At 71.3% G+C, this 19878-nt stretch carries 14 protein-coding genes; 10 read left to right on the top strand and 4 right to left on the bottom strand.

Features of this window, described 5'->3' with window-relative positions:
• Window positions 1–63: 63 nt before the first annotated feature.
• Window positions 64–2775 (bottom strand): AbfB domain-containing protein, encoded by a 2712-nt coding sequence (locus MFF54_RS13690; RefSeq protein WP_238303477.1) that lies wholly within the window; start codon window positions 2773–2775, stop codon window positions 64–66.
• 25 nt (window positions 2776–2800) lie between these two features.
• On the bottom strand, window positions 2801–3478 hold the full coding sequence (locus tag MFF54_RS13685) for a thioredoxin domain-containing protein (RefSeq protein ID WP_238303476.1): 678 nt from the start codon (window positions 3476–3478) through the stop codon (window positions 2801–2803).
• Window positions 3479–3985: 507 nt separating this feature from the next.
• On the opposite strand from MFF54_RS13685, the gene MFF54_RS13680 reads away from it, so the two are divergent.
• From MFF54_RS13680 to MFF54_RS13665, 4 genes are all read left to right on the top strand, one after another.
• A complete protein-coding gene (locus MFF54_RS13680) occupies window positions 3986–4357 on the top strand; it encodes a hypothetical protein (RefSeq protein WP_238303475.1) in 372 nt (123 codons plus the stop codon).
• A gap of 84 nt (window positions 4358–4441) precedes the next feature.
• Window positions 4442–6193 carry an efflux RND transporter periplasmic adaptor subunit gene (locus MFF54_RS13675; protein ID WP_238303474.1) on the top strand — a complete coding sequence of 584 codons (1752 nt, stop codon included), beginning with the start codon at window positions 4442–4444 and terminating at the stop codon, window positions 6191–6193.
• Window positions 6194–6206: 13 nt separating this feature from the next.
• Window positions 6207–9431, top strand: a complete 3225-nt coding sequence (locus tag MFF54_RS13670; RefSeq protein WP_238303473.1) for an efflux RND transporter permease subunit — start codon at window positions 6207–6209, stop codon at window positions 9429–9431.
• A gap of 33 nt (window positions 9432–9464) precedes the next feature.
• The gene (locus MFF54_RS13665; RefSeq protein WP_238303472.1) at window positions 9465–9827 is read left to right on the top strand and encodes a hypothetical protein; all 363 of its coding nucleotides are present in this window, start codon (window positions 9465–9467) and stop codon (window positions 9825–9827) included.
• Window positions 9828–10021: 194 nt separating this feature from the next.
• Here the strand turns inward: MFF54_RS13665 and MFF54_RS13660 are convergent, their stop codons facing one another.
• Window positions 10022–10291, bottom strand: coding sequence for a hypothetical protein (locus MFF54_RS13660; protein WP_238303471.1), 270 nt, complete (start codon window positions 10289–10291; stop codon window positions 10022–10024).
• 110 nt (window positions 10292–10401) lie between these two features.
• On the bottom strand, window positions 10402–11427 hold the full coding sequence (locus tag MFF54_RS13655; protein ID WP_238303470.1) for a histone deacetylase family protein: 1026 nt from the start codon (window positions 11425–11427) through the stop codon (window positions 10402–10404).
• Window positions 11428–11906: 479 nt separating this feature from the next.
• Between MFF54_RS13655 and MFF54_RS13650 the strand changes: the two genes are divergently transcribed.
• The 6 genes from MFF54_RS13650 (at window position 11907) to MFF54_RS13625 (ending at window position 19795) form a co-directional block, all read left to right on the top strand.
• Window positions 11907–12374 carry a DUF882 domain-containing protein gene (locus MFF54_RS13650; RefSeq protein WP_238303469.1) on the top strand — a complete coding sequence of 156 codons (468 nt, stop codon included), beginning with the start codon at window positions 11907–11909 and terminating at the stop codon, window positions 12372–12374.
• A gap of 204 nt (window positions 12375–12578) precedes the next feature.
• The gene (locus MFF54_RS13645; protein WP_238303468.1) at window positions 12579–14201 is read left to right on the top strand and encodes an ABC-F family ATP-binding cassette domain-containing protein; all 1623 of its coding nucleotides are present in this window, start codon (window positions 12579–12581) and stop codon (window positions 14199–14201) included.
• A 98-nt stretch (window positions 14202–14299) separates the two neighbouring features.
• On the top strand, window positions 14300–14539 hold the full coding sequence (locus MFF54_RS13640; protein ID WP_238303467.1) for a hypothetical protein: 240 nt from the start codon (window positions 14300–14302) through the stop codon (window positions 14537–14539).
• 752 nt (window positions 14540–15291) lie between these two features.
• Window positions 15292–16245 carry an LpxL/LpxP family acyltransferase gene (locus MFF54_RS13635; RefSeq protein ID WP_238303466.1) on the top strand — a complete coding sequence of 318 codons (954 nt, stop codon included), beginning with the start codon at window positions 15292–15294 and terminating at the stop codon, window positions 16243–16245.
• 9 nt (window positions 16246–16254) lie between these two features.
• Window positions 16255–17553, top strand: coding sequence for an HlyD family secretion protein (locus MFF54_RS13630; RefSeq protein WP_238303465.1), 1299 nt, complete (start codon window positions 16255–16257; stop codon window positions 17551–17553).
• 91 nt (window positions 17554–17644) lie between these two features.
• Window positions 17645–19795 (top strand): peptidase domain-containing ABC transporter, encoded by a 2151-nt coding sequence (locus tag MFF54_RS13625; RefSeq protein WP_238303464.1) that lies wholly within the window; start codon window positions 17645–17647, stop codon window positions 19793–19795.
• Window positions 19796–19878: the final 83 nt, after the last annotated feature.

Here is a 19878-nt window from a genome sequence, read left to right as displayed (position 1 = left end):
GGGGCAGTCCGGAGCGGTTGGTTGTCCGGGGCTCACCTGCACCGAACCGGCCTCTGGCGCCCCTTACGGCTGGAGCGGTTGCGCGACGCAGAACGAGGTATCCTGGCGGTACAGGTCGCTGCCGTCCGACGCGTCGATGTACAGGTCGAAGCCCTGGTGCCGGAGGTAGTAGCCCGGCCAGTCGATCGACTCGTAGGACGCGCAGGTCGCCGTGCCGCAGCCGCACGAGGCCGACAGAGCGTTGCGCTGGTGGAAGGTCGCACCGTTCTTGAACAGGTCGCCGTTGTCGTTCGTCTGCTGCCAGATCTGGAAGTTCTGGTGCCGGAGATACTGGTTGGGCGCGCTGCTGGACAGGAAGGACACCCCCTGCCCGGCCAGTCCCGGCACCTGCCGGAAGGTGGCCTGCTGGCGGTCGCTCGCGTTGGCCGGCGCGATCAGCCGTATCGTGCCGCCCACATTGGTCAGGTAGTTGGCGGGATAGTTGACCGACCGGAGGCTGATCGGGGTGCCGGCGGCCGGATCGGTCCCGCCGACGGTGGCGAAGGTCTGGTTGCCGCCGCCGTGGCAGGGCCAGGCGATCGTCGGGGCCCCGGCCTGGGTCGACGCGTAGTCGATGTCGAGGCAGAAGTTCCCCACGGCCGAGACGTAGGCGTTGCCCGCGCCCTGGGCCCGCACGGTCCAGCTCTGGTTGGCGACGCCGACACAGTCCCACTGGTAGATTCGGCTCCCGGGACCGGCGGGCACCGCCAGGCTCAGATCGAGGCACTTGCCGCTGGCGTCGTTGACCAGCGCGGTGCCGCCCGCCACCGCGCGGGCGGTCCATGACTGCTCCGGCTTTCCGCTGCAGGGCTGCTGCGTCACCGGGGAACCGTTGGTCGTGTTGCCGGCCGGAACCGCGAGGCAGAGCCCGGAATGGGCGGCCTTCAGGGCCCCGCCGCGGATGACCGTGCCGCCGGTGCCACCCGCACCGCCGGTCCCGCCCGTGCCGCCGGTCCCCCCGGTGCCGCCCGTTCCGCCGCCGGTCCCGCCCGTGCCGCCCGTTCCGCCGCCCGCGCTCGCCGTCACCGCGGGCACCGCGGATTGCACCGGCGCGCTCACCGCGCCGAGGGCGACGATGACGCCCGGGGACGGAACGCCGTTCCGGTCGATCGCCACGAGTTGGTAGTAGCCGGGCGGTGCGAGGTTGGCGGAGGCCGGCGCCGTGACCGTGACGCTCTGGGCGTCCGGCTGCGTGAAGGCGGCGATGTAGCGGCGCTGCGTGAAGTTGAAGCTGTGCGTCGTCTGGCTGAGCCCGATCAGCACCACCTGCGCGAGCCCGTTCGGCGAGGCCAGCTCGAACTGCAGGCGCTGGCCGTAGGGCAGCTGGAGCGTGCTGAGGCTCTGGATCTGCGGGCGCGGCGCGAGTGCCGCTTTCCCGTTCACCGTGGTGAACAGGTAGGGCGGGTAGAAGAACTCGGCGTTCTCGTTGGTGACGGGACCCGGCGCCCCGCCGCCCGCGACGAGGAGCGCGCCGTTCTGGAGCAAGATCGTGGACGAGTGGTAGCCGCGATAGACCGCCCCGGAGGCGCCCACCGACCAGCGGCCGGTCGCGGGGTTCCAGATCTCGCTCTGCAGGACGACATCGCCGCCGCCGCGGTCGTTGTACCGGCTGCCGCCGGTCACCGCGACGTGGCCGTTCGGCAGGACCGTGGCGTTGGCCCAGGCGCGGCCGACGCTCATCGGAGCGGTGTCGGTCACGGCGGGCGTGGCGCCGTTGATGTCGATGATGCTGGCCCGGCTGCTCGACAGGAAGCCCTCGCCGTTGCTGTAGGCGTTGCCGCCGACCTGGAGGATCTTGCCGGTGTCGTACATCACCGCCGTCGAGGCGGGCCCGACATTCGGGGCGTCCTGCGCGTTGCCGACCTCCCGCTGCGCCTGCTTGAACGGCAGCGTGGTCACCGAGCCGTTCCCGGCGGTGTTGAGGTACCACATCTTCTCGGAGGAGATGCCGAACACCCGCCCGTTCGGCGCGATCCAGGCCCGCGGATACCAGAACCGGTTGTAGTCGGGGCCGAAGGCGTCGCGGCTCTTGGCGCCGAGCAGGCTGCGCCAGCGCGTGCCGTCGTAGATCTCCGGGGTCATCCCGGTCATGTAGCCCTGGTTGATGCTGCCCTGCGGGTCGGCCCAGCCGCCCAGATAGGGATACGAGCCGCCCACGATGATCTGCTGTCCGTTGGGCAGGGTCAGCATGGTCGAGTAGTAGCGGTCGTTGGCGAGCCGTGCCGGAATCGCGGCGATCCCGGTGCCCCGGGCGTTCATCACGACGCTGCCCCGGTCGTTGCCGTCGTCGAAGATGCCGCCCGCCACGAGCAGCGAGCCGTCGGCCAGGAAGGATTGCGTGGCGCAGAAGCTGTTGACGCCCCGCACGCCGCCGATCGTCATGTGGCTGTCCTGGGCGAGCCCCCGGTAGGGGTCCCAGGTGTCGAAGGTCCGGCCGTCCTGCACGTCCGGCCTGCCGCCCGCCGTCCCGAAGGAGACGACGCGGCCGCTCGGGAGAAGGCCGAGATGGATCGCGTTCATCGGCCAGGGCCGCAGGCCCGACCACATGCCCAGGGTGGGCGCCGTGTCGGGAATCGCGAGGCCGGCGAGGAGCGGGTCCGGCACCGGGTTCACCACGACCCCGAAACGCGCCGCCTCGGCGGCCTGCATCAGCCCGATCAGGGCGGTGGCGGAGAGCAGCGCGAGGTCGCGCGCGCGGGTCCGGACCCGCGGTCCGGCGAGTGTCGCATCCATCATCTCGGTTTCCTGACGTGAGGGGTGATCAGAGGGTGGGGCTCGGGCCGGCCGAGGCTCCGGTCGGCCGGTCAAGGCCGTCCGCGAAGGTCTCGAGCTGGGCGATGTCATCGAGCAGGCGCGGGCCGTCGAGCGGGTCGCTGCCGTAGGTCATGGCGATCTGCCCGCGCCGGTCGAACAGGAGGACGACCGGGGGCGGCTCGGGCAGCGCCTGCGCCGGGTAGCGCAGGCTCGCCGCGAGCGCGGCCGTCCCGGCGGCATCGCTCCGCAGGAGGCGCAGCGGCGTGTCGGTTCCGACGAGCCCGTCCGCGAAGGCGCGAAGGCGCCCCCGGCCGCCGACCGGATCGGTGTCGATCCCGACCATGACGACCCGGTCCCGCAGCGCGTCCGGCAGCGCGCGCGCGACCTTGTCGAGCGCGAGGGTGCGGACGACGCAGGCGATCGAGCAATCGGCGCCCACGAAGGCGACCACGACGATCCGGTCCCGCAAGTCCGGCGCCGCGAGGGAGCGGCCGCGGTGATCCGTGCGCGCGGGCGCGTCCGGCTGGGGCCAGAGCAGCGTCCGGAGATCGTCGCGCGCCTTCGCTGGATCTGCCGGACTTGCCGAGTCTGCCGGACTTGCCGGACCGGACGCGGTCGTGGCGGGGCCGGTCAGCACGATCGCCAGCAGGCCGGCAGCGGCGGCCCAGCACGACACTGTGAGCAATTTTGCACCCCTAAATTGCATAGACGTTGCTCTCAGTTGTATTTCGGAAGACGACCCAACATACGATCCACGCCTTTCGAAACTCTCTGCGATCTTGGTTTCGGCGCTATTTCACGCCCGAACGGTGATCAAAGACTGAATAGGATCGCATTGGTCGGACAACATCAGCTACGCAGATCCGCGCGAAAACGATATATCGACGCCGCACATTCCTGTTCGACAGCAGATTTAGAGCATATCAACCTTAAAATCGCCGATGAACCACCCTGCCGAGCAATCGATCCGGTCGGTGGGGCGACACGGCGCGTCCCATCTCGGATGCTGCTCCGGCGCGCCTGCCGGTACGTCCGGACGGGATCGAGGCCGAGGCCCGACGGAGGCTCGCCCGCGCTCGCCGACGCGGCGCGGGCCGACTCGGCCGAGGACGGGCGCCGACGTCTCCCGGGTGCCGTCGCGCACCGGACGACCCATGGCCGAGCAGCCGAGTCGTGCTAAGCAGGGTGCGACATGCCGACGATTCGTCCCCTCTGGCGCGCGCTGCTCGCGGTCTTCCTGACCGTGACGCTCGCTGCCGTGCCGGTGGTGGGCGTCGAGCACGCCCATGCCGCGCCCGCCGAGGTCGGCCGGATCGCTCCGGCTCACCCGGACCTCGTGCCGGAGCAGGTCGGCGACTTGGCGGTCCCTGCGGAGCGGACCGGCGACGATGCGGCCGCCGGACCGTGCGGCGCGTGCTGCTGCCACGCCTCGCTGGCGCGCTGGGATTTTCCGGCCCTGTCGGTCTCCCGGACATGCGGGCGAACGCTCGACGGCATCCGCGCGATCGCCTTCGACAGCGTGATCTCCGAGGCGCTTCCCGAACCCCCCAGAACCTTCGCCTGAGGTCCGCGCCCCGACGCGCGTCCTGAGCGGCGGCCGCCCGTGGGCTGCCGCCTGCCTCCCCACCTGCGAAGGCTCGATTTTCCTATGCGTGCATGCTCCGCCTCCGCCCTGCGGGCGGCCATCCTGGCGCTCGGCCTGTGGGCCGGCGCACCGGCGGTTGTCGGCGCCCACGAGGGCCACACCCACGGCGAGGACGCTCCGGCCGCACCGGCCTCGACGGCGCCGCGCGGCGCGTCGAGCTCCGACGCGCTCGAACTCGTCGCCATCGCTCGCAACGGTCGCGTTGCGGTGTTCCTCGACCGCCTCGGCACCAACGAGCCGGTGACCGACGCGGTCGTGCAGGTCGAGACCCCCGAAGGGGCTGCCGCAGCCACGCCGATGCCGGATGGCAGCTACGGGTTCGCGGCGCCCTGGAGCGCCCATCCCGGAGCGTACGACGTGCTGTTCACCGTGACGGCCTCGGGCACGACCGACCTGTATCCCGTCACGCTCGTCGTTCCCGAGGCGCCGCCCGCACCGCCGACGGCGGGGACCTCCGCCTGGGCGACCGGGCTGGCGGCGGCCCACGACTTCCGGCGGCATCTCGAGGAGGCCGATCCGATGCCGCTGGTGATCGGCGGGATCGGCTTCCTCCTGGGCGTCGCCGTCACGCTCCTGATGCGCGGCCGCCGCTACCTGCCCGCCACCGCCCTGGTCGGCCTCGTGATCGCCCTCGCCTTCGCTCCCCGGGCCTTCGCGGGCGAGAACCACGGCGAGAACCACGGCGCGGGCCACGGCCCAGGGGGCGCGCACGCGCCCCAGATCCTGCAGATGGCCGCCCCGAGCCCCGGCATCCAGGACCTGGCGCGCCGCCAGCCGGACGGTTCGATCTTCGTGCCGAAGCCCACGCAGCGGGTGCTGGCGGTCAGAACCACGGTCACCGCCTCCGATACCCTGCGGCGCACGGTCGAGCTGCCCGGCCGCATCGTGCCGGACCCGAGCGCCAGCGGGGTCGTCCAGTCCTCGGTCGGCGGGCGCCTCTCGCCGCCGGCGACCGGGATCTTCCCGCGGCTCGGCACGCGGGTGCGCAAGGGCGAGGTGCTGGCCTACGTGACGCCGCCGGTGCAGGCCGTGGACGTCTCCGACATGCGCCAGCGCCAGGGCGAGCTCGACCAGCAGATCGTGATCATGGAGCGGCGCGTCGAGCGCTACCGCAAGCTCGCGCCGGGCGGCGCCGTCTCGCAGGTTCAGCTCGACGACGCCCAGGCCGAGCTGAAGGGCCTGCTCGACCGCCGCGCGGCGCTCGACAACATCCGCCAGCAGCCCGAGGCCCTCGTGGCGCCGGTCGACGGCGTGATCGCGGAGGCGAGCGCGGTCGCCGGCCAGATGGCGAGCCCCGGCGTGCAGGTCTTCCAGATCGTCGACCCGGCGCGCCTGTGGGTCGAGGCCCTGAGCTTCGACGCGCTGGCCGGCGGACAGGACGCAACGGCCCGGATGGCGGACGGGCGGATGCTGAGCCTGACCTTCATGGGCGCGGGCCTCGCCGACCGCAGCCAGGCCGTGCCGCTGCACTTCGCGGTGCGCGACGCGCCGGCCGAGCTGCGCACCGGCCAGTTCGTCACCGTGCTGGCCGCGACCGACGCGCAGCAGGCGGGGCTGGCGCTGCCGCGGGTGAGCGTGGTCCGCGGCGGCAACGGCCAGAGCATCGTCTACGAGCACACCGCGCCCGAGCGCTTCCAGCCCCGCGAGGTCCGAGTCGAGCCCCTCGACGCGGGCCATGTCCTGGTCGTGTCCGGCCTCGCGCCGGGCAAGCGGATCGTGACCCAGGGCGCCGAGCTCCTCAATCAGGTCCGCTGAGGGGAGAGGCCCGATGTTCACGCTCCTCGTCACGCAGTCCCTGCGCAACCGCCTGCTCGTCCTGGCGCTCGCCGCAATCCTCGTCGTCTACGGCAGCTTCGTCGTCACCAAGCTGCCCGTGGACGTCTTCCCCGACCTCAACCGGCCGACCGTCACCCTCATGACGGAGGCGGAGGGGCTCGCGCCCCAGGAAGTCGAGCAGCTCGTCACCTTCCCGATCGAGACGCAGATGAACGGCCTGCCCGGCGTCTCCCGCGTCCGCTCGGTCTCGGGCGTGGGCCTCTCGGTGATCTACGTCGAGTTCGACTGGGGCACCGACATCTACCGGAACCGTCAGCAGGTCTCGGAGCGGCTGGCGATGGTGCGGCCGCAGCTGCCCGCCACGGTCACGCCGATGATGGGCCCGATCTCCTCGATCATGGGCCAGATCGTGATGGTCGCCGTGAGCGGCGGCTCGGTCTCGCCGATGCAGCTGAGGGAACTCGCCGACTTCACCATTCGCCCGCGCCTGCTCTCGATCCCGGGCGTGGCGCAGGTGATCCCGATGGGCGGCGAGGTGCGCCAGTTCCGCGTGGCGCCCCAGCCCACGGCACTGCGCGCCCTCGGCGTGACGCACGCCCAGCTGGAGACGGCGCTGGCGCAGTTCGGCACCAACACGGGCGGCGGCTTCACGGACCAGTACGCCCGGGAATACCTGATCCGGAACCTCGGCCGGACCATGAACCTCGACGACCTGCGCAACCTGGTGGTCGCCACGGTCAACAACCGGCCGGTCTACCTCCGACAGGTCGCCGAAATCGCCTTCGCGCCCCGGGTGAAGCGCGGCGATGCCGGCTACATGGGGGCGCCTGCGGTGGTCGTCTCGGTCGAGAAGCAGCCGGGCGTCGACACGGTCCGCCTCACCCGCGAGGTCGAGGCGGCGCTCAAGGACATCACGACGAGCCTGAACGCCTGCGGCCCCGCCTCGGGGAGCCCCTCGGGTCAGGCCGGCGCGTTTCCGGCGGAGCCGGACGGCGAGGCCTGCTCGTTCAAGGGCGTTCGCGCGGACCAGTTGATCTTCCGGCAGGCGAACTTCATCGAGACCTCGATCCGCAACGTCGAGACCGTGCTGATGGAGGCGGTCGTCGTCGTCGCCGTCGTGCTGTTCGCGTTCCTGCTGAACCTGCGCACCACCGCGATCTCGCTGACGGCGATCCCGGTCTCGATCCTCGCCACCGCCATCGTGTTCCACCTCGCCGGGCTGTCGATCAACACGATGACGCTCGGCGGCCTCGCCATCGCGATCGGCGAGCTCGTGGACGACGCGGTCGTCGACGTGGAGAACATCTTCCGCCGCCTCGGCGAGAACCGGCGGTCCGGCAACCCGCGTCCGGTCTTCGCCGTGGTGGTCGCGGCCTCGAACGAGGTGCGCTCCGGCATCGTCTACGCCACGATGGTGATCGTGCTGGTCTTCGTGCCGCTCTTCGCCCTCTCGGGCATCGAGGGCCGGCTCTTCGCGCCGCTGGGCCAGGCCTACATCGTCTCGATCCTGGCGAGCCTCGTCGTCTCGATCACCCTGACGCCGGTTCTGGCCTACTACCTGCTCCCAGGCCTCAAGCGCCTGGAGGCGCACGAGAGCGGGCTGGTGCGCCTGCTCAAGCGCGGGAACGCCGCGCTGCTGCGGGCGCTCCTCGGGCACGGCCGCCCGGTGATGCTCGCGGCGGGAATCGGGGTCGCCTGCGCGGCGCTGGCCGCGACCTTCCTGCCTCGGACGTTCCTGCCGCCCTTCAACGAGGGCTCGTTCACGGTCAACATGAGCTTCAATCCGGGCATCTCGCTCGCCGAGAGCAACCGGATCGGCCTCGTGGCCGAGCGCCTGCTGCTGGACATGCCGGACGTGAAGTCGGTCGGGCGCCGCACCGGGCGGGCCGAACTCGACGAGCATGCCGAGGGCGTCCACGTCTCCGATTTGGAGCTGGACCTGAAGCCCGGAGCGCGGCCGAAGCCCGCGCTCGTCGCCGACATCCGCGGGCGCCTCGCGGTCCTGCCGGTCAGCGTCAATGTCGGCCAGCCGATCTCGCACCGGCTCGACCACATGCTGTCGGGCGTGCGCGCCGAGATCGCGCTCAAGATCTTCGGCGATGACCTCGACACCCTGCGGGCGCTCGCCGAGGACGTCCGGCGCCGCATCGCCGACATTCCCGGCATCGCCGACCTGCAGGTCGAGAAGCAGGTCCTGATCCCGCAACTGGAGATCCGCGTCGACTACGCCCGGGCCGCCCTCTACGGCGTGCAGCCGGCCGCCCTCGTGGAGCAGCTCAGCCGCCTCTCGAACGGGCAAGTGGTCTCGCGCGTGGTCGACGGCTACCGCCGCTTCGACGTGGTGATGCGGCTCTCGGACACGATGCGGACCACCCAGCGCCTCGGCGACCTCCTGGTCGAGACGCCGTCAGGCTGGGTGCCGGCCCGCCAGATCGCCGACATCCGCGAGACCGACGGACCGAACCAGATCCTGCGCGAGAACGCCCGCCGCCGCATCGTGGTGCAGGCCAACACCCAGGCCGGCTCCGACATGGGCAGGATCGTCGGGGCCATCCGGGAGGCCGTCGCCGCGACGGACCTGCCCAACGGCTACACCACCAGCCTGGAAGGTTCGTTCCAGGCCCAGGCGGAGGCGAGCCGGACCATCGGGCTCCTCTCGCTCCTCTCGCTCGCACTGGTCTTCGCGCTGCTCTACAGCCGCTACCGCTCGGTCGTTCTCACGCTGATCATCCTCGGGAGCATCCCGCTGGCCCTGATCGGCTCGGTGGCCGCGCTCTGGCTCGCCGGGCAGCCGCTCTCGGTCGCCTCGATGATCGGGTTCATCACCCTCACCGGCATCGCCACGCGCAACGGCATCCTCAAGATCAGCCACTACCTGAACCTGGCGATCCACGAGGGCCTGCCGTTCGGGCGGGATCTCGTGATCCGCGGCAGCCTGGAACGGCTCGCGCCGGTGCTGATGACGGCGCTCTCGGCCGGGGTCGCCCTGGTGCCGCTGCTGATCGGAGCCGACGCGCCCGGCAAGGAGATCCTGCATCCCGTGGCGGTGACGATCTTCGGCGGGCTGATCAGCGCCACGCTGCTCGACACGATCCTGACGCCGGTCCTGTTCCTGACCTTCGGTCAGACGCCGCTCGAACGGCTGCGCGCCGAGGCCCGAGGCCCGTCGGAGACCTCTGCCGACGCTGCGAAGAGCGGCCCTGTCGAGGCGTTCTGAGGCCGACACACCCCATCGAGAAAGGACATGCCCATGCGCTCCGTGCTCCGAATCGCGGCCATCGCCGTCGCCCTCGCCGCCTCCCCCGCGCTTGCCGCCGGACCGAACGGCGGCCAGACCGCGGTCTCGGAAGGGCATCCGATCGAGTTCGTCGCCTCGGACGGCGCGGTCACGTTCTACCTGAGCGACGAGGACGGGAAGCCGGTCGACACGGCCGGCCTGTCCGCCAAGGCCTTCGTCCAGGCCCCGGGCAAGACCGAAACGCTGGTGCTGAAGCCGGCCGCCCCGAACAAGCTCGTCGGGGACCTGAAGGCCCCGCTGGCGGCGGGGACGAAGATCGTGTTCTCCGCGAAGCTGCACGGCCACGGCATCCAGGCCCGCTTCGAGAAGCCCTGAGGGCATCGACCGGAGCCGCGCCGGGATGGCGGCGCGGCTCGGTCTCCGGTCTCACCGCGCCCGGATCGACCCTGTCCCGGCAGGGGCTTGCGTGCGGCTGGGCCGTCTCCCCGCGTGGGAGCGGCGGGACGCGCCGTCGCGGCGACGCGCCCCCTGCCCGGCCGGGACCCGGTCGGCCCGAATCGGCGCCGCGCTCAGCGGCTGCTGCCGCCGCCGTTGGCGCTGCCCTGCGGCACGCCGCGCTCCGGCTGGCCCGCATTGCCGCCCGCCGCCGAGTTCGTGGTGGCGGTCTCGGCGCCGGTGCCGCCGCGGGAGATCACGACGTCGGGGCTGTTGCCGGTGGTGTTGGGCTGGGTCGTCACCGTACCGCCCGCCGCGGAAGGCGCGGCCGTGGTCGCGGGCTGCGCCAGCGCCGGGCCGGCGGTCAGAATGGCGAGGACGGCGAACGGGCCTGCTTTGATCATCGAGTGCTCCGGAACGTTGCTTCGGTCACGGATGCAACTGCCGCGTGCAGCCGGAGTTGCGCCGCCGCGACCGAAAGCCCCGCGCCCGCAAGCGAAAACGTCGGGAAAACCTAGCCGCGGGCCGCCGCGAAGCCCGTGAAGAAGCGCCGCGAGAGTTCGGTCAGCGCCGCGATGCAGTAGCCGCCCTCCTGCACGACCAGCGTCGGCGCGCGAAGACCGCCGATCGCCGCCCCCAGACGCGCGAAGCCGTCGGGGCTGACCGCCACCTTCGCCTGGGGATCACCCGCGTAGATGTCGAAGCCCAGCGAGAGGACGAGGGCGTCCGGCCGATAGAGCGCGAGCGCCCGCAGTGCCCGCGCGAGCTCTGCGAAGAACACCCCCTCGTCCGAGCCGTGCGGCATCGGCAGGTTCAGGTTGTAGCCCGCCCCCGCCCCGCTCCCGCGCTCCTCCGCGAAGCCCGCGGTGGCGGGGTAGAAGTTCGTCGGGTCGCCGTGGATCGAGACGTAGAAGACGTCCGCCCGGTCGTAGAAGATCTCCTGGATGCCCTGGCCGTGATGCATGTCGGTGTCGAGAATGGCGACGCGGGCATGGCGCGCGCGCAGACGCTCGGCGGCGATCGCCGCGTTGTTGAGGAAGCAGAATCCGCCGGCCGCCTCGCGGCGCGCGTGGTGGCCGGGCGGGCGGCACAAGGCGTAGGCCTCCCGCGCGCCGGCATTCAGCGCGTCGGCGCCCGCGACCGCGCACTGGGCCGAGGCGTAGGCGGCCCGGAACGTCCCGGGGCCGATCGGGGCGCTGCCGTCCGCGATGTAGCGCCCGGCCTGCGCCAGCACGCCCCGGAGGGCGTTCGGCTCGCGCACGAAGATGTTGGATACCACCTCCCCGCCCCAGTCCGGCCCGAGCGCGGTCCAGTCCGCGTGCGCGTCCTGCAGGAAGCGCAGGTAGTCCATCCCGTGGACGGCCAGGATCGGCGCCGCACCGGCATCGGGCGGCTCCGACACGGGGAAGCCGAGGTCGTGCACCGCGGCGAGCAGCGCCTGCTCGCGGGCGGGCACCTCCTGGGGCTCGCGCATCTGCCCGCGCGAGAAATAGGTGCGCGGGTGGTGCAGCGCCTGATCGGGGTGATGGAAGGTCTTCATCCGGTCCTCTTCTGGCTCTCTCTCGCGGCCCACCGCGCGATTCAGGCCGTCCGCATCATCTGGCGCTCGCGCGGCCCCCGCAGCGCCAGGACCGAGACCGGCGAGATCGCCGCGATCGCGCTGAACGGGAGGGCGAGCGGCCACCACGCCCCGCCCGCCTTCTCAACCAGGATGGTGCCGAGGATCGGGGCGGGCCGCCGAAGATCGCGCCGCTGAGCCAGTAGGCCATCGAGATGTTCGTGCCGACGAAGGCGGCGATGGATGCGCGCAGCGGCTGGTGAACGCCGTCGGAAGCCTGTGCCATCGTTCCGAATCGTCTCCCGGACCCGCGATCCCGCCCGTGCCCGCTCATCAGGCCAGCCCAGGATGGCCGGATCAAGGGTGGCGTCCAGCAACCGAGAGGTGTGCGGTCCTCGGTTGACCCAGGCGGGCGCTTCCCCTAACCCGCCCGCCTTCTCCAACAGCCAAGGGAACACTGGATGCGGATCCGGATCGCGCTCGCCTGCCTCGCTACCCTCACGGGTCTCGCGACGGCCGCACAAGCCCGACCAGCCACCAGCTACGTCTCCTTCCAACCCCAGGTCCGCGGCCTCGGCTGCCTGCAGCCGCGCACGCGCGCGATGATCGCCCAGCTGACCGCCCGGATCGGGCCGATCGAGATCACCTCCACCTGCGGCGGGCGCCACGCGCACAACTCGCAGCACTACCGCGGGGCCGCGGTCGATTTCCGTCCCCGCGCCGCATCGGTCGGCCGGACGCTGGCCGTCCTGCGCAGCATGCCCCAGGTCGGCGGCATCGGCTCCTACGCGGGCGGCCTGATCCACGCCGATACCGGCCCGCACCGCCTCGCCTGGCACGGGAGCGCCCGCCACCGCGTCGCCCGCGCGCACCGGTCCTACGCGCGCTATGCCGCCCGGCGCGGCTCCTATCGAGCGGGCTCCGTCTGAGGGGTCGGAGCGGCGGTCCGAGCCCGCTCCCGGCGCACGACCCTTGGCGGAGGGTGGCCCACGACCGCGATGCGGAGACCGCCCTCCGTCCCGATCCGTGAGCCGTGCGGCCCGACATGAGGGCCTGACCCGGCGCGCGCCTTCCGCTCGTCCGGCCCATGTCGTAAGGCCCCCGGGAACACCCTCCTCAGCGCCCGCGACCCGATGATACGCCTCGACAAGATCACCAAGCAGAACGGCCGCCAGCTCGTCTTCGTCGAGGCCTCCGCCGCCCTGCAGCGCGGCGAGAAGGCCGGGCTCGTGGGCCCGAACGGCGCCGGCAAGACCACCCTGTTCCGGATGATGACTGGCGAGGAGCAGCCCGACGAGGGGCAGGTCGCGGCCGACCGCGGCATCACGATCGGCTATTTCAGCCAGGACGTCGGCGAGATGGCCGGCTGCTCGACGGTCGCCGCCGTGATGGAGGGCGCGGGACCGGTGAGCGCGGTCGCGACCGAATTGCAGGCCCTGGAGGCGGCGCTGGCCGATCCCAAGCGCATGGACGAGATGGAGGCGCTGGTCGAGCGCTACGGCGAGGTCCAGGCCCGGTTCGAGGAACTCGACGGCTACGCGCTGGAGGGGCGCGCCCAGGAGGTGCTGGCCGGCCTCGGCTTCAGCCAGGAGATGATGGACGGCGACGTCGGCAAGCTCTCGGGCGGCTGGAAGATGCGCGTCGCGCTCGCCCGCATCCTCCTGATGCGCCCCGACGTGATGCTGCTCGACGAGCCCTCCAACCACCTCGACATCGAGAGCCTGATCTGGCTCGAATCCTTCCTCAAGGGCTTCGACGGCGCCCTGATGATGACCTCGCACGACCGCGAGTTCATGAACCGCATCGTCTCGAAGGTGATCGAGATCGACGGCGGCACGCTCACCACCTACTCGGGCGATTTCGCCTTCTACGAGCAGCAGCGCCAGCTCAACGAGCAGCAGCAGCAGGCGCAGTTCGAGCGTCAACAGGCGATGCTGGCCAAGGAGATCGCCTTCATCGAGCGCTTCAAGGCCCGCGCCTCGCACGCCGCGCAGGTGCAGAGCCGGGTGAAGAAGCTCGACAAGATCGAGCGCGTCGAGCCCCCGAAGCGCCGCCAGTCGGTCGCCTTCGACTTCCAGCCCGCCCCCCGCTCCGGCGAGGAGGTCGCCACGCTCAAGGGCGTGCACAAACGCTACGGCAGCCGCACCATCTACGAGGGGCTCGACTTCGCGGTCCGCCGCCGCGAGCGCTGGTGCGTGATGGGCGTGAACGGTGCGGGCAAGTCCACGCTCCTGAAGCTCGTCACCGGCACGACCGAGCCCGATGACGGCAGTGTCGCCCTCGGGTCGAGCGTGAAGCTCGGCTACTTCGCCCAGCACGCGATGGACATCCTCGACGGCGACCAGACCATCTTCGAGATGCTGGAGGAGACCTTCCCGCAGGCCGGCCAGGGCTCGCTGCGCAACCTCGCGGGCTGCTTCGGCTTCTCGGGCGACGACGTGGAGAAGCGCTGCCGGGTGCTCTCGGGCGGCGAGAAGGCCCGCCTCGTGATGGCCCGGATGCTCTACGACCCGCCGAACTTCCTGGTGCTCGACGAGCCGACCAACCACCTCGACATGGCGACCAAGGAGATGCTGATCGCCGCGCTCGCGCGCTACGAGGGCACGATGCTGTTCGTTTCCCACGACCGGCACTTCCTGGCCGCGCTCTCGAACCGCACGCTGGAGCTGACGCCGGACGGGGTTCACAATTACGGTGGGGGCTACACCGAGTACGTCGCCCGCACCGGCCAGGAGGCACCGGGCCTGCGCAGCTGAGGCGGCGCGGCTCACCCACCTCTATCCCAGGCGCAGTATCTCAGGCGCAGTATCCCAGGTGAAGGCGCGGCCGGGCCGCGCCCGCTAGCTTCCCGGGCATGGACGACGACGCGCTTCTCGCCCGGTTGAACGCCGCCCTCCGGGAGGCGGAGCACCTGCGCGCCGAGGCGCTGCGGGTGCAGCGGGAGGCGGCCGCGCGCCTCGCCGAGATCCGCTGGACCAGCACGGGCCTCAGCGAGGCGATGGACCGCGGCCTCGCGCAGAGCGGACAGCGCCCGCCGGAGGACGCGCCTCCCACGCGGTCGGCGGCCTCGGCCGGGCCTGTCCCGCGCCCCTGAGGCGGCCAGGCGCCGGCAAGCGAACGCATCCACACGCGCCGGCCCCGGGCCGGGCCGACCGGAAGGCCTCGGCTCGGCAAACCGCGGGCCCGCGGCCTGCGTTCTGAGGTTGCAGGAACCGAATTATTTCACCCTTCGATTGATCGCTCAACTTCAGATCAGTAGTTCTACGTAGTCTGTCCTGGCCTTAACCAAAACAGTCTATCCTGTGAAAAGATGTTAGAAAAATCATTACTGCCCGCTGGACGCCGGTGTGCCAAATAAGCATTGTCCTCTCACCGAACGGGGGAACACCGGTTCGGAACAGGAGGCAGAACCATGACGAAGCTCGACGCGAAGACCCTGAAGGCTGTGACCGGCGGCACCTCCAAGTGCGAGCCGACCCCCCCGGCCTGCCCGCCCGCCAAGGATTGCGGCGGCAAGTCCAAGAAGTGCTGATCTGACGGGCGCGCGCCGTGACCGCGGCGCGTGCCCTCCGGGATTTCCAGCCCCAGACGCAACGCAGAGATCGGGAGTACGGATCATGACGAAGCTCGACGCGAAGGCCCTGAACACTGTGACCGGCGGCACCTCCAAGTGCGAGCCGACCCCCCCGGCCTGCCCGCCCGCCAAGGATTGCGGCGGCAAGTCCAAGAAGTGCTGAGGGCCTGAACGAGACGCGCGCGGCCGCCTCGGGCGCCGCGCGCCTCTCCGGTGAGGCCGGGACGCGGTCCGTCCCGGTCGGTGTCACGGACGGATCAGGGGAGCGCGAGATGACGGTGATCGACCCGCGCGTCGGTTTTCTGGCGCGCCGCATCGCCGGTCTGCCGCTTCGGACGCGGCGCAGCGTGCTGCGGGCGCGGTTCACGATCGCGGGCGTCCTGCGCGGCTTCGAGACGCCCGGCCATGCCCGCCTGTTCCAGCGCGTCCTGCGCCAGTCGGCCCGCGAGGCGCGGCGCCTGGAGCGCGCGGCGGTGCTGCACAACCTGCAGACCGAGGCCGAGTGGCTGGCGCTCCTCGTGCGCACCGTGCCGGCACTCCTGCGCGACACGCGGCACGTCGCGGTCTCGGACCCGGCCGCGCTGGAGCGCGTGGCCGCGACCGGGCGGCCCGTGATCCTGACGCCGCTTCACATGGGGGCCTACGTCTTCTCGCTCGCGAGCCTGATGGTACGCTTCTTTCCGGGCCGGCCGCTCCTCGTGCTGCGCCAGCGCGACGACATGCCCCTGGAGACCGCGGTGATCGAGCGGATCCGCGAGGTCGGCGTCGCGATGCGCTTCCATCAGGTGACCGACCGGATGGGCTTTCTCGAGGCCGTGCGATTCGCCCGCAACGGCGCGGTGGTCGTGAACTTCTGCGACCTCGACCCGGCCTACGGCGCCCCCGCTCCGATGCCGGTGCTGGGCCTGGAGACCCGCTTCGCCTTCGGCACCGACACGCTGGCCCGGCTCACCAACGCGCTCGTCGTGCCGCTAGCCTGCACGATGGAGCCGAAGGGCGACCTCGTGCGGGTCGGCCCCACCTTCGAGGTCCAGTCGAGCGCGCCCGACGAGCGCGCCCGCGTCGCCGCCCTCGTGCGCGCCCATATCGAGGCCAGCCTGCGGGCGCGGCCCGAGCAATGGCACCTGTGGTCGGCGCTGCGAGACTATTTACCGGTCGCCGATACAGTCACGGGCGCCGCTTCCCCGACAACGGAGGCGGATGAACAGATCCGGACTGCCGCGTGATCCAGAACCATGAGCGAGCCTGATACGCCGGACACCGAATCCGGCCGGTCCTCCGCCGTCGCGGCTTTCCAGAAGCGCCGGCCCGGCGCGACGATGCACCTGCAGCAGGACCGCGGCGCCTCGTGGATGGCGTGGTTCTTCGGCGCGCTCGTCGTCGCCCTGGTGGCGGGTCTGTTCCTCGGGCGGTTCGCCCGCAGCGAATCCGTGCGGGGCTACGTCTCGGCCGCCTCCGGCCTGACCCGTCTCGACGCGCGGGCCGCCGGCATCGTGCAGGGTATCGACGTGCGCCAGGGCGACCGCGTCACCCGCGGCCAGCGCCTGATGCAGATCCAGGTGCGCGACCAGACCACCGGCGGCGTCTCGACCGTGACCGCGAACCTGCGGAGCCTGCGCGAGCGCAAGGCCAACCTCCAGCGCGACCGCGAGCGCCTGATCGCGTTCCTCGACGCCACGAAGGGCGACCGCAGCGAGACCGAGAGCAACGTCGCCAACGTCACCCGCGCCTTCGACGAGCAGGAGCGGGCCCTGAAGGAGGGCCTGCGCCAGCAGGAGGAGATGGTCGCGCGCGTGCAGTCCTACATGAACCAGGGCTACGCGACCCGCGAATCGCTCAACAGCCAGCGCCGCATCGCCCTCGACTACGCGCGCCAGATCGCGGAGCTGCGCGCCCGCCGGGCCGAGCTGAAGCAGTCGACCGCCGAGCGCCTGACCGGCCAGCGCACCACCGCGACCGAGAAGGCCGCCCAGCTCGCCGCCACCGAGAACGAGCTGAGCACGATCGAGGCCCAGCTCACCGGCTACAGCGCCCTGGAGCGCCTCGACATCGTCTCGCCCGTCGACGGTCAGGTGGCGGGCCTGTTCGTCGAGCCCGGCGCCTCGGTCTCGGCCGACCAAGTCCTCGCGATCGTGGGCGATTCCTCCGCCGAGCCGGTGATCGTGCTGGAGGTGCCGGCCCGCGCCATCGGCCTCGCCAAGGTCGGCCAGGACGTGGTGATCAAGTACGACGCCTTCCCGTTCAAGACCTTCGGGATCGCGCACGGCACGATCACCCAGATCGCCGGCACGCCGCTGCGCGCGCCCGCGGTGGCGATGGCGGATGCGGGCGAGGCGGTGTTCGACCCGACTTCGCTCACCCGGCAGTCGACCTACCGGATCGACGTGCGGCCGGATTCCCGCACCATCCGGGCCTACGGCGTGGACGAGCCGATCCGCATCGGCTCGACGCTCTCGGCCGACATCGTGGTCGAGAAGCGGCGGCTGATCGACTGGATGCTCGACCCCATCCGCGCGATGCGCGGGCGCGGCTGATCGCCCGCGCTCTCGGCCGAGGTGAACGCCGGTCCGGCGCGAGAGCGCGCATCAAGACAGAAGACCTGCCAGGAACCGGAGCGAGGCTCGGATGAGCGAGTGGCTGAGAGGCTTGGCGGGCGGCCGGCGGCGCGTGCGCTCCTTGGTGCAGAGCGAGACCAACGAGTGCGGGCTGACCTGCCTCGCCATGGTGGCGAACTACCACCGCCACGACATCGACCTTGCCTACCTGCGCGCGCTGTTCCCGCTCTCGCGCACCGGCATGTCGCTGGCTGACATCGTGGAGCTCGCCGACACGCTCGGCCTCGACGCGGGCGGCTACGCGCTCACCAACATCGACGAGCTGAAGGGCGTCCAGCTGCCCGCGATCCTGCACTGGCGGGGCAACCACTTCGTGGTGCTCGAATCGGTCCGGGGCGGGCGCTACCGGGTGCACGATCCGGAATTCGGCCTGCGCCTCTACGAGCGCGCCGACATGGAGCAGCTCTTTTCCGGCGTGGTGCTGGAGTTCGCGCCGCGGATGGACCTCAAGCGGGTGCGGGCCGAGAAGAAGCTGACCTTCCGGGAGGTGTTCCGCGCGACGAGCGGGCTCGGCAGCACGGTCTGGCAGATCAGCCTCGTCACGGTCGCGATCGCGCTGCTCGGGCTCGCCATGCCGGTGCTCCTGCAGATCGCCCTCGACGTGGTGATCCCGCAGGTCGACCTCGACCTGCTCCACGTTCTGGCGATCGGTCTCGTCCTGCTGCTGAGCTTCGAGGCGGTCGGGCGCTGGCTGCGCGACTACGTGACCCTGCGGGCCTCGACGCTGCTCCAGCTCCAGTTCACCCGCAACGTCGTCGGCCACGCCTTCCGGCTGCCGCTGAACTATTTCGAGCTGCGCCACCCCGGCGACTTCGTGGCCCGGGTCGACTCGATCGAGCACGTCAAGGCGTTCCTCGTCGGCGGGCTCGTCACGGCGTTCGCCGACAGCGCCACCTCGATCCTGATCATCGGGCTGATGCTCTACTACGCCCCCGCCATGGCGGTGGTGACGATGCTCACCCTCGTCGCCGTGATCGGGATGCGCTTCCTGACCTTCCCGAAGCTCAACCAGGCGACCTTCGGCTCGCTGGAGGCGCGCTCGGAGGAGCGCGCGCGGCTTCTCGACGGCCTGCGCCGCGTCGACAGCCTGAAGGCGCATAACGGCACCGAACTCTTCGCGATGCGCTGGTTCGAGAGCTTCTCGCGCTTCGCCAATCTCGACTTCCGGGCGCGCAAGGCGGGGATCGACGCCGAGCTGTTCATGCACCTCGTCATCGTCGCGAGCACGGTGGCGACCCTCTACATGGGCATCGTCGGCGTGATCGCGAACACGCTGACGATCGGCACGCTCTACGCCTTCTTCGCGCTCCGGACCGAGTTCTTCGAGCGCGTCAACCTGCTCACCAGCAACCTGATGCACCTCTCGGCGATGCGGGTGCATTTCCAGCGCCTCGACGACGTGCTCGGCCAGGAGCCGGAGGCCGGCCTGCAGGACGCGACCTTCCACCGGACGCTCAACCGCGAGGTGCGGCTGGAGAACGTCACCGTGCAGTTCGGCCGGGCCGACGAGCCGATCCTGCGCGACGTGAATCTGCGGATCGACCTCGCGGCCCACGAGACCGTGGCGATCGTCGGGGTCTCGGGCTCGGGCAAGTCCTCGCTGATGAAGATCCTCGCCAGCCTGCACGAGCCGGCGGACGGGCGCGTGCTGGTGGACGGCAGCCCGCTCGCGCAGTTCGGCAAGCGGGAGTACCGCAGCAATCTCGGCGTGGTCTTCGCCGACGACGGCCTGTTCGCCGGCACCGTGGCCGACAACCTCGCGCTGTTCGACCCGGCCGTCTCGCGGGCCGAGATGGAGGCAGCGCTCGTCTGCGTCGGCCTGCGCGACGAGATCGAGCGCCTGCCGCAGGGATACGCCACCCTGGTCTCGGAGGAAGGCGGCCTGCTCTCGACGGGTCAGCGCCGCCGCCTGCTGCTGGCCCGCGCGCTCTGCCGCCGCCCGCGCCTGCTGCTCCTTGACGAGGTCACCGCCAACCTCGACCCCACGACCGAGGCCGCGCTCGTCGAGAGCCTGAAGGGGATCCGGGCCGCCAAGGTCTTCATCACCCACAGCGAGCGCATGCTCGATCAGGTCGACCGCGTCCTGCGCATAGAGGGCGGCCGCCTCGTGGAGGATGCGCGGGCGCCGGGCGCCGGGCGGAGGATCCCGGCGCGGGCGTGAGACCGTTACCCATTGAAAGGATAGGGTCGAGCTCTCGCCAGGGTCGTTCCGGAGCGCCGTCGGCGAAGCCGGGGCGACGGCGC

The organism is Methylobacterium gregans (assembly GCF_022179245.1).
GTDB lineage: Bacteria > Pseudomonadota > Alphaproteobacteria > Rhizobiales > Beijerinckiaceae > Methylobacterium > Methylobacterium gregans.
The sequence above is the reverse complement of the archived record's forward strand: the minus strand, read 5'-3'. Positions and strand labels throughout refer to the sequence as shown.